The following is a 14,517-nucleotide window of genomic DNA, read 5'->3' on the forward strand; positions in this document are numbered from 1 at the left end:
CCCCTACCGGAAAAACCCAGCCAAGGAATCAGCCATGAAAATCAGCATTCAAAACCTGCAGCTGAAGTACGGAAGCTTCACTGCCATCGAAAACCTCAACCTCGACATCGAAGACGGCGAGGCACTGGTTCTCCTGGGCCAGTCCGGTTGCGGCAAGACCAGCACCATGCGCTGCATCGCCGGCCTGGAGGAGCCCACCTCGGGGCGGATCATCATCGACGACGTGGTGGTCTTCGATTCCGAAAAAGGCATCAACCTGCCCCCGAACAAACGCAACGTCGGCATGGTCTTCCAGTCCTACGCGGTGTGGCCGCACATGACGGTGGCCCAGAACGTTGCCTACTCGCTCAAGCAGAAGAAACTCTCCAAGAGCGAGATCGATGAACGCGTCATGGAGGCCCTCACGCTGGTCGGCCTGGAGCCCTACGCGGACCGCGGCGCCAGCCTTCTCAGCGGCGGCCAGATGCAGCGCGTGGCCCTGGCGCGCAGCCTGGTCATGCGGCCCAGCGTGCTCATGCTCGACGAACCGCTCTCCAACCTTGACGCCCGCCTGCGTGACCGGCTCCGTGTTGAACTGCGAGAAATCCAGCTCCAGCTGGGCCTCACCTGCGTGTACGTCACCCACGACCAGCACGAAGCCTTCGCCCTGGCCGACCGCATCGCCCTGCTCCAGGGCGGGCGGATTGTGCAGATGGGCGCCCCGCAGCACATGTACGAGGCCCCCGCCAGCGCCTCGATTGCCCACTTCCTCGGCGTCTCCAACATCATGGACTGCACCCCGGAGGGGACGGCCGGCGGCGACACCACCGCGCGCATCGCCAACAGCGAGCTCACCGTCCAGTCGGCCCAGCTGGCCAGTGACGCCGGAACCTCCCCCAAGGTGTGCATTCGGGCCGAGGACCTGCAGATCACCGCCATGCCTACCGAACACCCCAACTCCTGGCCGGGAACGGTCCGGGTAGCGGGGTTCCAGGGCAATGACATCCGGTACGCCATCCAACTGGAATCCGGGCCCGAGCTTGATGCCCTGGGCGGACTTCGCCGCGGCGAACAGCACAAAGTGGGGGACCGCGTGTGGGTGACCGTCAACCCCCGCGAAGTCCAGATCCTGCCGGCTGAGGTCCTCGCATGAGCCTCAAGACCACCGAGGCGGCCACCGGCGCCGACGCCCGCCTCGCACCCATGCCTGCGCCCCGGGACTACCGTGCAGCCCGGACCCTTTCGGGCCTCCGGAAGAACACGCCGGGCCTGATCGTCCTGGTCATCCTCGGCGTCCTCATCGTTCTTCCTCTTGCCCTCGTCCTGCTCGCCGCCTTCTCGGACAGCGTTCCCCGGCCCGGCAGCATCTCCCTGGGCGGCCTGACACTGTCCAACCTGGCACTGCTGGCAACCCCGGAAGCACTCGGGGCCCTGGTCAACTCGCTCATGGTCGGTGCCGGCTCAGCGATCATCGCCCTGCTGATCGGGGCGTTCCTGGCCTTCGTGTGTGCCCGCTCCGATGCGCCGTGGCGGAGGTTCATTTTCTTCATCGGGATGGCGCCGATGTTCATCCCCGCTTTGGTGGGCGCCCTGGCCTGGTCCCTCCTGTGCTCGCCCAGCGCCGGGTACATCAACATCTTCCTCCGCGACCTGGGCATTGATGCCGCCATCAACATCTACAGCCTGCCGGGCCTGGTGTTCGTACTGGGCATCTTCTACGCCCCGTACGCTTTCCTGCTGCTGCACAGCTCGCTGTCCATGATGAACGCCGACCTCGAAGAGGCCGCCACCGTCCACGGGGCCCCGCTGCGCACCATGCTGCGGACCGTCACCCTGCCCCTGGCCCTGCCGGCCATCCTGGGCTCCGCCGTCCTGGTCTTCGCCTTGACCATGGAGAACTTCCCGGTGGCCCAGGTCATCGGCAACCCCGCCGGCGTGGACACGCTGCCCACCTACATCTACCGCCTCATGAGCGCCACCCCCGCCAAGAGCAACCAGGCGGCCAGCGTCGCCGTGATCCTGACCGTCGCGCTGATGGCCGTGACCCTTATCCAGCAGCGCATCATCAACAAGCGCAAATTCACCACCATGACCGGCAAGGGCAACCGTCCCCGCCAGGTGCCGCTGCGCAAGATGCGCTGGCCGTTCACCATCCTGGCCCTGGCCTACTTCGCCGTTTCGGTGGTCCTGCCGATGCTGGCCCTGCTGGCCGCTTCGATGCAGGCCACCCCGTTCGTGTCCTCGATGTCGCAGCTGCTCGAAGCCAACTCCCTTAGCTTCGCGAAGCTGATCGAGGTCCTGGGATCCAACGACTTCCAGCTCGCCCTGAAGAACAGTGTCCTGGTGGCCCTGATCGCAGCCTTCGCCGGCACCACCCTCAGCTTCATCGCCTCCTACATCCGGTACCGCACCAAGTCCAAGGTGGGACGCCTGATCGAGCTGGTGGCCATGACCCCTCTTGCCGTCCCCGCTATCGTCATGGGCATCGGACTGCTGTGGACCTGGCTGCTCCTGCCGCTGCCCATCTACGGCACCCTGGCGATCCTCGCCGTCGCCTGCGTGGCCGTGTTCATGCCGCAGGGATATCGCGGTGTCTCCGCGTCAATGCTCCAGATGGACCAGGACCTCGAGGACAGCGCCGTGATGCTCGGCGCCGGGCGGACCCGGTCCGTCCTGGATGTCACCCTGCCCCTGATGCGCGTGGGCATCATGTCGTCGTTCCTGCTGTTCCTCATGCTCTCCATGCGTGAGCTCAGCGCCTCCATCTTCCTCTTCACCTCGAACACCCGGATCCTGTCCATCCTCGTGTTCGACAACTTCGACAACGGCCAGAGCCAGGCTGCTGCCGCCGTCAGCGTCCTGTACTGCCTCGTCATCGGAATCCTCGCCGTCATCGCCCAAAAAGTCGGCGGCGAACGCAAGACCAAGAACTGACCTCCCACCCACCTTTGAAAGGGACACCACAATGAAGTTAGCGTCCAAACTGCCCGCTTTCACCGCAGCCGGAGTGCTGCTCGCCCTCAGCCTTGCCGGCTGCGGAAGCCCCGCCCAGAGTGCCGGCGTGGTCACGGCCACAGCCACCGTAAGCACCGATGACGGACTGGTGATCAACGGCGAGTCCATCGCGGACAAGGCCACGTACGAGAAGGCGAAATCGCAAACACTGTCCCTGTACTCCGGCTACACCGACTCCTCCGAAAGCGCACTGGTGGACGCCTTCACCAAGGACACCGGCATCAAGGTCAACGTCGTCCGGCTCACCCCGAACAAGCTCTCCGAGCGCGTACTGTCCGAGCAGGGTGCCGGCAAGCTCAGCGCCGACGTCATCCGCACGTCGGACTACCGGATTGCCAAGTCCATGGAGGACGCCAAGGTCTGGAAGGCCTACGACGTCCCCGGCGCCTCGGCCCTCAAGGACGTTTCCGTGGACGGCGGCCAGTTCACCCGCATGTTCAACTCCGTCTACACCCTGGGCTACAACACCCAGCTGGTGAAGGAAGCCGATGCCCCCAAGTCATGGGCGGATGCCGTCGGCGGGAAGTGGCAGGGCAAGCTGGGCATCGTCCAGGGCGGCTCGGGCGGGAGCACAGCTGCGCTGAACAGGTTCATGGAAACCAAGATGGGCGGCGACTACTTCGCCAAGTACGCTGCGCAGAAGCCCAAAATCTATGACTCCCTGGGTGCTGAAGCCACGGCGCTCGCCCGCGGTGAAGTGGCCGTAGGCACGGTCACCATCAGCGGGACCAACATCTCGGCCGTCCAGGACAAGGCTCCGGTCAAGTTCATCGTCCCCGAGGAAGGACTCGTCTCGTACGACTACTACCTGGGCATGACGGGCACCGCCACGAACGTGGAAGCCGCGAAGGTCTTCATGAACTACAACCTTTCCAAGCAGGGCCAGCAGGTCTTCGCGCAGATCGGTGAATACCCGGTCCGCACCGACGTGGCACCGCCCACCATCATGGGCGTAACCCTCCCCGCCGTCGATTCCGGCAAGGTCTATCGCATGCAGAACAGCGACGCCACCACTTACGGCAAGGACGACCTGACCAAGTGGAACCAGGTGTTCGGCTACACCAAGTAACCCCGAAATCCCGCGCCTGGGGACCCGGCCTCTGCCGGGTCCCCAGGCTTTTTCGTTCCAAACCACCCACCAGGAGGCCCCGTGACCGCCGCACTTCCGGTACCCCGGAACACCTCGTCCCTGCTGGTCCTCCAGGACGGCAGGACCGTCGTCGAACTCGGCGACACTACCCACGCCAGCTACGTCGCCTCTATGCGCAAGAGCCTGCTCTCCATCCTTTTCGGCATCCAGGTGGACGCCGGCACGGTCAGCCTCGACACCACCCTCGATGAGCTCGGGGTTGATGATGTTGGCGGCCTGCTGCCCGTCGAGAGGACGTCGTGGCTCCGTGACCTCCTGACCTCGCGCTCGGGGGTCTACCATCCGCCGTCCAGCCCGGGCAGTGACGAGGATGCTTTCCCTGCACGTGGCACAAAGGCGCCCGGGCAATATTTCGTCTACAACAACTGGGATTTCAACGCCGCCGGCGCCATCTTCGAGAAGGCCAGCGGCCTGGCCGTCTTCGATGCGTTCGAGAAGCACCTGGCCGGGCCGCTGGGGTTCGACGACTACGTCCCCACACGCCAGCAGATGCTCGGGGACGACCAAAAGTCCGCCTTCCGGGCTTACCACTTCTTCCTCTCCGCCCGGGACCTGGCGAAGATCGGGCTGCTGATGGCTGCCGGCGGCCAGTGGCAGGGCCGGCAGCATGTCCCCCAGGAATGGGTCAGGGAGAGCGTGGCCACCCATGTGAGGCGCGCAGACATGGCGCCGGCCACCGGTTTTGGCACCTGCGACTACGGCTACCTGTGGTGGCTCCCCCGGGAATCCGGCCCGCAGTGGGAAGGGGCGTTCCTGGCTGCGGGCAACTACGGCCAGTTCCTGCTGGTCCTGCCGGCGATCGGGAGCGTCATTGTGCACCGGCGCGTCGTCAGCGACAGCTTCGCCATCGCACGGAACACCCGCACGGCAACTGCCTCGACGGCAGGCCCCGCTCCGGTGACCCACTCCGAATTCATGGACCTTGCCAGGGCGCTGGTTGCCGGGCCCCTGGCCCGGTAGGCATCAGGAAAGGCACGGTACGACGGCGGCCCCATCCATTGTCAGGAAGCCGCGCCCTTGGCGACGGAACGGAACACCTTGGTTGCCTGCTGCGCGGCGGGGCTGAGCCTCCTGTTTGCCAGGTGCGCAAGAAGGATGCGGCGCTTCGGAGCCCCCGCGAGCGGGACTGCAACGACGTCGGGGCGCAGGGCCGTCAGCGCCAGCCTTGGTGCCAGCGCGATCCCGATACCGGCCGCCACCATGCCCTGCGTCTCCTGGTAATCATTGGCCGCGAAGGCGATCCGCGGCTCGAACCCGGCGTCGCGGCATACCCGGCTGAGGACATCGGCCACGGGGTGCTCATCGCGCACCACCCATTCCTGGTCGCTCAATGCGCCGATGCGGACCGAGCGCAGTTTCGCAATGGGATGCTCCCGCGGGACCAGCAGCATTGTTGGATCGTTCATCAGCGTGGCCAGGGTCAAGTCAGGATCCTGGATCTGCTGCCAGGGGTAGTCCCACAGCAGCGTCAGCTCGATTTCCCGCCGCCGCAACCGTTCCAGCAAACCGTCCCGCCGGGCGCTCACCACCGTTACCGCCACCTCCGGATGGCGGGCGCGGAACGCCAGCACCACATCCGGCATCAGGGAGGCCCCGCCGGTGGGAAAGGTCCCGAGCCGCAGTTGGCCGCGCCGAAGGCCCGCGAACTCCCCCATTTCGGCACGGGCAGCTTCCACGGTCCTGTCGATCTCGTCGGCGTAGTGCAGCAGGGCGTGCCCCGCCTCGGTCAGGACCACGCCGCGCGGGTGGCGCTCGATGAGGACCACGCCCATCTCCTGCTCGAGTTTCGCGATCTGCTGCGACACCGCTGACGTGGTGAAGGAGAGGGCGGCGGCAGCGGAGGTCAGGGAGCCGGAACGGCCCACCTCGCGGAGCACGTGGAGCCGGTGGAGGTCGAGGATTGCCATGCATTGAGTTTAGCAAAAGTAGATAGTCGTCCATTTATTTGCGATTGTGCTGAAGGCTGCCATCCCGGATCGTAGAAGGACAAGGTGCTGTGAAGTAGAGCACCTGCAAGTTACGAGGGAGAAATACAGTGGGACTCAAAGGACATTGGTACCGGGGCGGCACCAGCAAGTGCTGGCTCTTCGATGCCAGGGACGTGGCCCTCCACGCCCCCACCCGCGAGGAAATCCCCGCGCTGCTGTCCGCCGCTTTCGGTGCAGCGGATGCGCGGCAGCTGGACGGCGTCGGCGGCGGAACGTCCACCACGTCGAAGGCCGCGGTCATCTGGGCCACCCCTGGCGCCGAGGCAGACCTCGACTACCTTTTCGCCCAGGTGGGGATCGGTGACCCCACCGTGGAGCTGGGGTCCAACTGCGGCAACTGCGCCACCGCCATTGCCCTGTTCGCAGTCCAGACGGGCATCGTTCCGGCCAGGGACGGCATGACCAAGGTCCGCATGCGCCACGTCACCTCCGGCGCCGTGCTCAGCGGAGCGGTTCCAACTCCCGGCGGCCACATTCCCAAATCGGGGCTGGCGCGGGTTCCGGGCAGCAGCGCCGCCGGTGTTCCCGTCAGCCTCTCGTTCCACGGCCCCTGGGGCCAGAACACCGGCGCACTCCTGCCCACCGGCAACCCGGTGGACCAGCTTGAGGTCAACGGCAGGATCCTGGACGCAACGATGGTGGACGCCGGCGCCCCTGCCGTACTCCTCGCAGCCGACCAGTCCGGCGTCGACCTTTCCTCGATGACGGAGAACCTCTCCGCGCAGCTGCCCACCCTCATTGCGGCACGTGCATCAGCAGGCCTGATCATGGGGCTGCGCAAGCCTGAGGATCCGCCGCAGAACGCTGTCCCGAAAGTCGGGGTTGTGGCGCCTGCCGGGGACTACATCGCCGCGGACGGAACCACCATCACCGCCGGAAGCCACGACGTGCGGGTGCGGATGCTGTCCATGCTCGCGCCCCACCCGGCCATCGGCCTCACCTCAGCCGTGGCAGTGGCCCTCGCAGCCTCGCAGCCGTCGTCGGTGGTAGCCAACGCAGCAGCCCAATCATCCTCCGCCGGCACCGGAGCCCCCCGCTTGCTGCGGATCGGGACACCCGCCGGCGTGATCACCGCCGACATCATCACCGATGACTCCGGCACCGTCAGCGAAGTGGCCCTCCACCGGGCAGCCCGCCACATCGCCACCGCAGATATCGACGTGGCCCCGGCCGCCGAGCTGTCCGCCTAAAACCCCTATTTCTTTGCCCCATCATTAAGGGGCCGCACCAACCAGGAAGTTGTTCAATGAAGATCAAATCCATCCTCGGACACCTGTATGTCCAGGTACTTATCGGAGTCGCCCTCGGCGTCGTCGTGGGCGCACTGTGGCCGGACCTCGGTGCATCGCTCAAGCCCATCGGCGACGGCTTCGTGAAACTCGTGAAGTTCATGATCGCGCCCATCGTGTTCTGCACCATCGTCGGAGGCATCACTTCACTGCGGGACACCAGGAAGGTCGGCCCCACCCTGGTCCGCTCGCTTGGCCTCTTCTACGCACTGACGGCACTCGCCCTCGCTTTGGGCCTGGCCTCCGTGATGCTGTTCCAGCCCGGCGCCGGCATGCACATCGATCCCACGCACCTGGACTCCTCGGTGGCGCAGAAGTACACCACGCAGCTGCCCAGCAGCAACCCCGTGGACTTCATCCTCAGCATCGTCCCCACCACCTTCGTTGGCGCCTTCGCCGACGGTGAAGTCCTGCCCGTGCTGGTCATTGCACTGCTGTGCGGCTTCGCCTTCAGCAAGCTCGGAGCACCGGGCCAGCTGGCACTGAACGTGGTCAACAGCTTCAACAAGCTGCTCTTCATCATGTTCGGCTACATCATGAAGGTGGCTCCGCTGGGCGCCTTCGGGGCGATGGCCTTCACCGTTGGCAAGTACGGCGCCCACTCCATCGGCAACCTCGGCATGCTGATCCTTGCCTTCTACGCCGCCTGCATCGTCTTCGTGGTGGTGGGCCTGGGCATCCTGGCCAGGGTGACCGGCTTCAGCCTCTGGCAGATCCTGCGCTACTTCAAGGACGAATTCCTGATCGTCCTTGCCACGTCCTCCAGCGAACCGGTCCTGCCGCGCCTGCTGTCCAAGCTCGAACGGATCGGCTGCGACCGCAGCGTCGTAGGACTCGTGGTCCCCACCGGTTACTCCTTCAACCTCACCGGAACGGCCATCTACCTCACCCTCGCCTCCATGTTCATCGCCCAGGCCTGCGACATCCACCTCAGCTGGGGCCAGATCCTGCTGATGCTCGGCATGATGCTGCTGACCTCCAAGGGCGCGGCCGGCGTCACAGGCAGTGGCTTCGTGGCCCTGGTGGCCACCCTGACGGTCATGCCCACCCTGCCGGTGGCCGGCGTGGCCCTCATCGTTGGCATCGACCGGTTCATGAGCGAGGCCCGCGCCCTCACCAGCACGGTCTGCAACATCGTCTCCTGCGTGGCAATCGCCAAATGGCAGGGCGAACTGGACATGGGCAAGCTCCGCTCCGAACTCCAGGCGGGCTTCGTGCCCACCGAGGCGGAAAAGGTCCAGCTGGCCGAACCGGCCCTGGCCCACTAACCGGCCGCCAAGCCACCACCCCAGTGTTTGCCCGGGACCCGGAAGGGGTCCCGGGCAAATCCCTGAGCGGGGTACTACTGCACAAACCCCCACGGAAAGGATCCGCAAATGAGCCAGCGACAAACGGAGCAGGACACTGCAGAAGACTGCGATGAAGGCACCTGCTTCTACTGCCAAAGCCCGGAAACCGACTAGCACCCAAGGACAGGCAGGGAGGTGGCAGGCCCTACACCCACTGCTCCCATACCGTCAGCTTGAGGGCGGTGACGGACGAACCAGCCACCACGGCACCAGCCCCCGCGGAAGGTTCGACGACGGCACCCGCCCTGCCGCCGTCGTCGTCCCGTCCGGCAAAACCAGCCTTCCAATTAAAGCCAGCCCAGCGGGCAAAACCGGCCCAGCGCATCAGGCGCGGACCGCCGCGGCCGCCTCATCGGCGGTACGCACGGGCGTTTCCAGCCCCAGGTGCTCGCGGAGCGTGCTGCCCCGGTACTCGGTGGGGTACACGCCGCGTTCCTGGAGTTCGGGGACCAGGTGGTTCACGATGTCGTCCAGGCCGGTGGGAATCAGCCACGGGGAAATGTTGAACCCGTCCACGGCCCCCACCCGCGCGTACTCGGCCAGGTGATCGGCCACGGCCGTGTAGGAGCCGGTGAACGTGGAATCGATCCGCGCGGTCTTCGAGGTGACGAACTGCCGGATGGACAGCCCCTTGTCCTTGGCCTCCGCCCGCCACTGGTCCGCCAGCTGCCGGGCCTTGGCGCCATGGAAACCGCTGCCCCGGGTTTCAGACGTTTCCTCCACCACCGGATCGATCTCCGGCAGGGGGCCGTCCGGATCGTAGGAGGACAGCTCGCGGCCCCAGAACTGCTCCAGGTAGGCAATGGCCTGTTGCGGGCCGATCTGTAGGCTGCGCACCCATTCCTTCTTCTCCGCGGCTTCGGCGGCAGTGGGCGCCAGGATGAACTCGCTGGCCGGCATGATCTGCACGGCGTTGGCGCCACGGCCGGCGGCCACGGACCGCTCCACCAGGTCCTTCCGGAACTCCACGGCGTCGTCGAACTTGGGGTGGGCGGAGAAGATCACGTCCGCCTGCCGGGCTGCGAAGTTGCGGCCCTCCGGCGAATCGCCGGCCTGGAACAGCACCGGCCGGTACTGGGCGCTGCGCGGCAGCCGGGGTGTGACGTCCACCGTGTAGTGCTGCCCCTGATGCAGCACCCGGCGGGATGGGCCGTCCGGCGTCTCCCACGAGTCCCAGATCCGTTTGGCCGTCTCCACGAATGCTTCGGCGTGCTTGTACCGGTCGGCGTGGTCCAGGTAGCCGCCGCGGCGGAAGTTCGCTCCGGTCCAGGCATTGTCAGTGGTCACGATGTTCCACGCCGCACGGCCACCCGAGATCAGGTCCAGGGAGGCGAGCCGGTGCGCCAGGTCGGCGGGATCGTTGTAGGTAGTGTTCTGGGTGGCCACCAGGCCGATGTTCGTGGTCACCGACGCCAAGGAGGCGAGCATGGTCTGCGCATCCGGCCTGCCCACCACGTCCAGCGCGTGCGGGCGGCCCAGGTGCTCCCGCAGGCGCAGGCCCTCGCCCAGGAAGAACGCGGCGAACAGGCCCCGCTCCGCGGTCTGGGCGATGCGGCGGAACGATTCGAAGTCCGTCTGCGAACCCGATTCAGGTGCCTTCCAGATGGTGCCCGAGTTGACGCCCTGGAAGAAGACCCCGAACTGGATCTGGCCGCTCGGAGTGAAGATGTCGGATGTAGCACGGGTGTGCTGTGTCATGGTTTTACCTTACTTTCCGGCGCCGGCAGGCGCAGCGGCGGCGGTTGCATAGCGGCTGGCCGGGCGCTCCAGGCCGAGCAGGTCGCGGAAGGTTCCGCCCTGCGCCACCGGGCGGAGTGCTCCGCGGCGCCGCAGTTCCGGAAGGACCAGCCGGCCCAGTTCCTCCACGTCAACAAAGAGCGACGCCGGGTGCAGCCGCACGCCGTCGGCCTCCTTTAGAAGGTCGGCGAGGAAGTCGGTGAGGCCGGCCGCAGAACCTGCGAAAGCCGCCCGGCCGCCGTCGAACGATTCGTCCCGCGCAGCCGCGTCCTGGCCGCGGGCGTCCAGGACGACGTCGAGCTCGGCGACCACGGCAACGCCGGCACCCACCCGGGCCCGGACGTCGCGGACCTCGGCGGCCAGCAGTTCCGCTGCGGGCGCGGACACCAGCACGGCATCCACCGCGTCCGCCCGGACTTCGCCGAGCAGGGACGCGGGAACCAGCACCGGCAACTGCCCCTGGAGCGGCCGCGGAATGATGGATGGCCCCTTGACCGAATAGTTGGCGCCGGCAAAATCGGCAGGCGTCTGGAAATCGACGTAGTGCAGCTTGTCCACATCGATGTACCGGCCGGTGGCGACATCGCGGATCACGGCGTCGTCTTCCCATGAATCCCACAGCCGGCGGGACACCTCGATGGAGGCGGCCGCTTCCTGCCCCAGCGCCTCGCCGGTGACGGCGGAACGGCCGACGGCGGCCGCCGCCCCAGGTGCGTCGGCGGCGGTGGCGATCCACCCGGCCCGGCCGCCGGACACGTAGTCCAGGCTGGCCAGCTGGGTGGAGACGTGGAAGGGCTCGGTGTAGACGGTGTCCACCTCCGGGACCAGCGCAATGGCGTGCGTCACCGGCCCCGCGAAGGCTGCCCGCTGCAGGGCGTTGGCCCGGCCGGGAACCGGCGCGTCGGTGAAGGTGGCAGCGTGGAAGCCGGCCGATTCTGCCGACAGCACGGCGCGGGCAAGGCCCGCACCGTCCCAGCCGGCGCCGTCGAGCTCAATCGCCAGGAAGCCCGGCTTTTCAAAGGTAGTCACTGCTGATCCTGACGTTCGTAGGGAATCTTTTCGCCGGCTTCGATGGCCACGGGCAGGCGGTTTTCGGCTGGCGGCAGCGGGCAGGTGGCCAGGTCTGTGTAGGCGCACGGCAGGTTCACGGCCCGGTTGAAGTCCAGCACCACGGACCCGTCCGCGGCGGGCACCACCGAGAGGGAGCGGTTGGCCGCGTAGGTGGTCTTGCCGGAGGTCTGGTCGGTGAACAGCACGGACAGGGAGCCGGGCGCGTGGCCGTTGAACGCGGTCAGCGCCAGCTCCTGGCCGGCCAGCTTGAAGCGGATCTCGCCGGGCGCCTCGTAGACATGCTGGATGCCTTCCACGGCCGCACCCACGGTGGTGGGCCGCGGCGCCTCGAACGGCACGAAGGTCCCGCGGACGGCATACGCGGCATCCGGGGAGTATGCGGGCGTGCCCTGATAGGCCTGCAAGAGCGGGTTTTCGGGATGACGCGGCCGCACGATGTACTCGCCGCCCCGCTTGGCCAGTTCAATGACGGTCTCGCCGGAGACCAGGTCGATGCCGCCGCGTTCTTCGACAGGCCCGAACTCCAGCGATGCGCCGGCTTCGGTGTTCAGCTCCGTGCCGTCCTGCTGCAGGCTGTCACCCGGCTCCAAAAGGACGCGGACGACGTCGGCCGCCACGCTCCAGGTGCCCGGGGCGCCTTCCAGCCGGGCGGGTTCGCTGCCCAGCCAGTGCAGGTGGGTCACCGCCAGGAAGCCGTGCGGGTGGGCGCGGTGCTGTTCGTGGGCGGCGTGCCATTCCTGCCAGTCGGCGTCGAAGGACTCGAGGGCGGTTTCAGTGGACAAGGACATTCTCACTCCTGGCGGTGGTGGACGGGCGGACAAATTCGGGACGGTTGCCGTAGGGGTCGCCGGCTTCCCACAACGTGGTGGGGGCAGCCGCCCGGACGGCCGGGATAACCTCCAGCGCAAACCGCTCCAGGATCTCCAGCTGCTGCTCGAACGGCAGGGTGGTGGGCAGGGAGATGGATTGCAGGTCATGCCCGTACAGCGAGTGGTAGCTCAGGATCTTGTCGATCACCTGCTCAGGGCTGCCCACCAGCGCCGGGCCCTCGGCCACGGCGTGCTGGATGTCCCGGAAGGGCGAATTGTTGCCCGGCACGTTGCGGTTGGCGGTGAGGGCCTCGTACACCGGGCCGAACTGGCGGATGGCCTCCTGCGTGGTGCCGGCGATGAACACGCCGCCGGCCCCGCAGCCCGAGCCCACGTACTGGTGCCGCGGATCATGGCCGTGCCGCTCGTATTCCTCGCGGTAATGCCCGATCAGCACCGCGTAGTTTTCGCGCGGCTGGATGGCGTTGGCCGTGAACAGCGGGTCACCCCATTTGCCGGCGAGCGCCGCCGAGGTCAGGGTTGTAGCAGAGCCGTGCCAAATACGTGGCGGACCGTTGAACGGCCGCGGCGTGGTGGTGGTTGGCTCCACCAGGGCCGGCCGGAAGCGCCCGGTCCAGGTGACGCCTTCCTCCCGCCACAGCCGGCGCAGGAGCTGGTACTTTTCCGCCAGCAGGTCCCACTGGTCCGCCAGGTCCAGCCCGAACAACGGGTACTGCAGCACCTCGTTGCCCTTGCCGATGGTGATTTCCAAGCGGCCGCGGCTGATCTGGTCAATGGTGGCGTAGTCCTCAGCCACCCGGACCGGGTCCAGGACGGAGAGTACGGTGACGCCGGTGTGGAGCCGGATCCGGTCGGTGACCGCGGCGATGGCTGCCAGCACCGTGGTGGGCGAGGAGGAGATGAACTCCCCGGCGTGCCGCTCCCCCACGGAGAAGCTGTCAAAGCCCAGTTCCTCCGCCCGGCGCGCGGTTTCCACCACCTGGTTCAGCCGGTCTGCGGTGGAGACGATCTCCCCAGTGACCGGGTTCTTCAGGTGCGGAATGATATCCAGGACCTGGAACTTCATGAGGCCTTCCCGGACGGCGTGGCGGTGGCCGTTGCCTGGGTGGCCGCGAAGTTCTCATCGGTGATGGTCTTGGATTCGGGCAGGGCTTCCTCGGACAGGCCCCAGCGCTCCAGCACTTTGCCGTAGGAGCCGTCCTTGATGGCCGAGTTGAGGGCCTCGGAGATGACCGGCGCCAGGCCGTTGCCGCGCAAGGTGGTGGCTGCCACCAGGGTTTCGGACGGCCAGCCTGCGTTCACTTTGCCCACCACCTTCAGGTCGTCCCGGGTGTTTTCCCGGTACACCGTGGACGGGTAGGGGGCGATGTTAAGGTCCGTCCGGCCGGAGGAGAGCGCCAGGATGGTGTCGGCGTCGGACGAGTAGTACTGCAGCGTTGCCGGGGCCTTTCCCTTGGCCTCCAGTTCCTTGTTCCAGGCCAGCAGGATCTTCTCCTGGTTGGTGCCGGACCCTACGGAGACCTTCAGGCCGGAGATGTCGTCCGCGCCCTTGATGTCATAGGTGGCCGACTTCTTGGCCTCGAAGCCCATGTAGGCGGCGCGGTAGCTGGCGAAGTCGAACAGTTTCACCCGGTCCTTGTTCACGCCCACGTTGGAGAAGACGGCCTCAAAGTCGCCGGACTGGGTCTTCAGCGGCCAGTTCTCCCAGGACGTGACCTGCACGTCCAGCTCCAGGCCCAGTTTGTCCGCCACCAGCTGGGCGATGTCCAGCTCGGAGCCGATCGGCGTCTTGTCGTCCGTGGCGTGGAAGGACAGCGGGATGGAACCGGCCGTGGTGGCCACCGTCAGCTTGCCGTCCTTGCTGATCAGGGCGGGAACCTTGGCGGCGAGCGCCGGGTCCTTCTCCGCGCGGATCCGCTGCTGGTCCGGGGACGTGTTGTAGACCACGCCGTTGCGGGCCGGCGTCGTCTGCGCGCCGCCGCTGGGGTTGCCGGCGGCCGAGGCGCCAGGATCGGCGCACCCTGCCAGCGCGGCGGTGCCAAGGAGGACGACGGCGGGAAGCACCGCGAGTGCGCGGCTGCGGCGGAGGCCGCGGGTGGAGAGAGCCAT

12 protein-coding genes are annotated in these 14,517 nt (G+C 66.9%); 6 read left to right on the top strand and 6 right to left on the bottom strand.

Annotation, left to right across the window (positions count from 1 at the left end; genetic code table 11):
- The first annotated feature begins 34 nt into the window (after positions 1–34).
- The 4 genes from QRM95_RS13100 to QRM95_RS13115 all read left to right on the top strand — a co-directional run bounded on the left by QRM95_RS13100 (position 35) and on the right by QRM95_RS13115 (position 5,104).
- On the top strand, positions 35–1,132 hold the full coding sequence (locus QRM95_RS13100) for an ABC transporter ATP-binding protein (protein ID WP_285248003.1): 1,098 nt from the start codon (positions 35–37) through the stop codon (positions 1,130–1,132).
- Positions 1,129–2,913: an ABC transporter permease gene (locus tag QRM95_RS13105; protein WP_285248004.1), complete on the top strand. Its 1,785-nt coding sequence runs from the start codon at positions 1,129–1,131 to the stop codon at positions 2,911–2,913. The genes QRM95_RS13100 and QRM95_RS13105 overlap by 4 nt, the downstream gene beginning before the upstream one ends.
- 31 nt (positions 2,914–2,944) lie before the next feature.
- Positions 2,945–4,063 (top strand): ABC transporter substrate-binding protein, encoded by a 1,119-nt coding sequence (locus tag QRM95_RS13110; RefSeq protein ID WP_285248005.1) that lies wholly within the window; start codon positions 2,945–2,947, stop codon positions 4,061–4,063.
- A gap of 81 nt (positions 4,064–4,144) precedes the next feature.
- Positions 4,145–5,104, top strand: a complete 960-nt coding sequence (locus tag QRM95_RS13115; RefSeq protein ID WP_285248006.1) for a serine hydrolase domain-containing protein — start codon at positions 4,145–4,147, stop codon at positions 5,102–5,104.
- A 41-nt stretch (positions 5,105–5,145) separates the two neighbouring features.
- Here the strand turns inward: QRM95_RS13115 and QRM95_RS13120 are convergent, their stop codons facing one another.
- On the bottom strand, positions 5,146–6,051 hold the full coding sequence (locus QRM95_RS13120) for a LysR family transcriptional regulator (protein WP_109045438.1): 906 nt from the start codon (positions 6,049–6,051) through the stop codon (positions 5,146–5,148).
- A gap of 128 nt (positions 6,052–6,179) precedes the next feature.
- Between QRM95_RS13120 and QRM95_RS13125 the strand changes: the two genes are divergently transcribed.
- Together QRM95_RS13125 and dctA are read left to right on the top strand one after the other, a co-directional pair.
- Positions 6,180–7,322, top strand: a complete 1,143-nt coding sequence (locus QRM95_RS13125) for a PrpF domain-containing protein (protein ID WP_285248007.1) — start codon at positions 6,180–6,182, stop codon at positions 7,320–7,322.
- 56 nt (positions 7,323–7,378) lie between these two features.
- Positions 7,379–8,689 carry a C4-dicarboxylate transporter DctA gene (gene dctA / locus QRM95_RS13130; protein ID WP_285248008.1) on the top strand — a complete coding sequence of 437 codons (1,311 nt, stop codon included), beginning with the start codon at positions 7,379–7,381 and terminating at the stop codon, positions 8,687–8,689.
- 405 nt (positions 8,690–9,094) lie between these two features.
- Here the strand turns inward: dctA and QRM95_RS13135 are convergent, their stop codons facing one another.
- From QRM95_RS13135 to QRM95_RS13155, 5 genes are read right to left on the bottom strand one after another with little or no spacing between them, the layout of a single operon-like run.
- A complete protein-coding gene (locus QRM95_RS13135) occupies positions 9,095–10,468 on the bottom strand; it encodes an NtaA/DmoA family FMN-dependent monooxygenase (RefSeq protein WP_285248009.1) in 1,374 nt (457 codons plus the stop codon).
- Positions 10,469–10,477: 9 nt separating this feature from the next.
- The gene (locus tag QRM95_RS13140) at positions 10,478–11,536 is read right to left on the bottom strand and encodes an LLM class flavin-dependent oxidoreductase (protein ID WP_285248010.1); all 1,059 of its coding nucleotides are present in this window, start codon (positions 11,534–11,536) and stop codon (positions 10,478–10,480) included.
- Positions 11,533–12,366 (bottom strand): DUF1684 domain-containing protein, encoded by an 834-nt coding sequence (locus QRM95_RS13145; protein WP_285248011.1) that lies wholly within the window; start codon positions 12,364–12,366, stop codon positions 11,533–11,535. The genes QRM95_RS13140 and QRM95_RS13145 overlap by 4 nt, the downstream gene beginning before the upstream one ends.
- Entirely contained in the window at positions 12,350–13,474 is a 1,125-nt protein-coding gene (locus tag QRM95_RS13150; RefSeq protein ID WP_285248012.1) for an LLM class flavin-dependent oxidoreductase, read from the bottom strand. Before QRM95_RS13150 ends, QRM95_RS13145 begins: the two co-directional genes overlap by 17 nt.
- Positions 13,471–14,517, bottom strand: coding sequence for a transporter substrate-binding domain-containing protein (locus tag QRM95_RS13155; protein WP_285248013.1), 1,047 nt, complete (start codon positions 14,515–14,517; stop codon positions 13,471–13,473). Before QRM95_RS13155 ends, QRM95_RS13150 begins: the two co-directional genes overlap by 4 nt.

It is taken from the genome of Pseudarthrobacter sp. efr-133-R2A-89 (assembly GCF_030209315.1).
GTDB lineage: Bacteria > Actinomycetota > Actinomycetes > Actinomycetales > Micrococcaceae > Arthrobacter.

What these genes read in the sequence shown, in the direction of transcription:
- QRM95_RS13105 (WP_285248004.1), top strand. Translation starts at nt 1,129, where the DNA reads ATGAGCCTCAAGACCACCGAGGCGGCCACCGGCGCCGACGCCCGCCTC.
- QRM95_RS13145 (WP_285248011.1), bottom strand. Translation starts at nt 12,366, where the DNA reads ATGTCCTTGTCCACTGAAACCGCCCTCGAGTCCTTCGACGCCGACTGG.
- QRM95_RS13100 (WP_285248003.1), top strand. Translation starts at nt 35, where the DNA reads ATGAAAATCAGCATTCAAAACCTGCAGCTGAAGTACGGAAGCTTCACT.
- QRM95_RS13150 (WP_285248012.1), bottom strand. Translation starts at nt 13,474, where the DNA reads ATGAAGTTCCAGGTCCTGGATATCATTCCGCACCTGAAGAACCCGGTC.
- QRM95_RS13110 (WP_285248005.1), top strand. Translation starts at nt 2,945, where the DNA reads ATGAAGTTAGCGTCCAAACTGCCCGCTTTCACCGCAGCCGGAGTGCTG.
- QRM95_RS13120 (WP_109045438.1), bottom strand. Translation starts at nt 6,051, where the DNA reads ATGGCAATCCTCGACCTCCACCGGCTCCACGTGCTCCGCGAGGTGGGC.
- QRM95_RS13155 (WP_285248013.1), bottom strand. Translation starts at nt 14,517, where the DNA reads ATGGCTCTCTCCACCCGCGGCCTCCGCCGCAGCCGCGCACTCGCGGTG.
- QRM95_RS13135 (WP_285248009.1), bottom strand. Translation starts at nt 10,468, where the DNA reads ATGACACAGCACACCCGTGCTACATCCGACATCTTCACTCCGAGCGGC.
- dctA (WP_285248008.1), top strand. Translation starts at nt 7,379, where the DNA reads ATGAAGATCAAATCCATCCTCGGACACCTGTATGTCCAGGTACTTATC.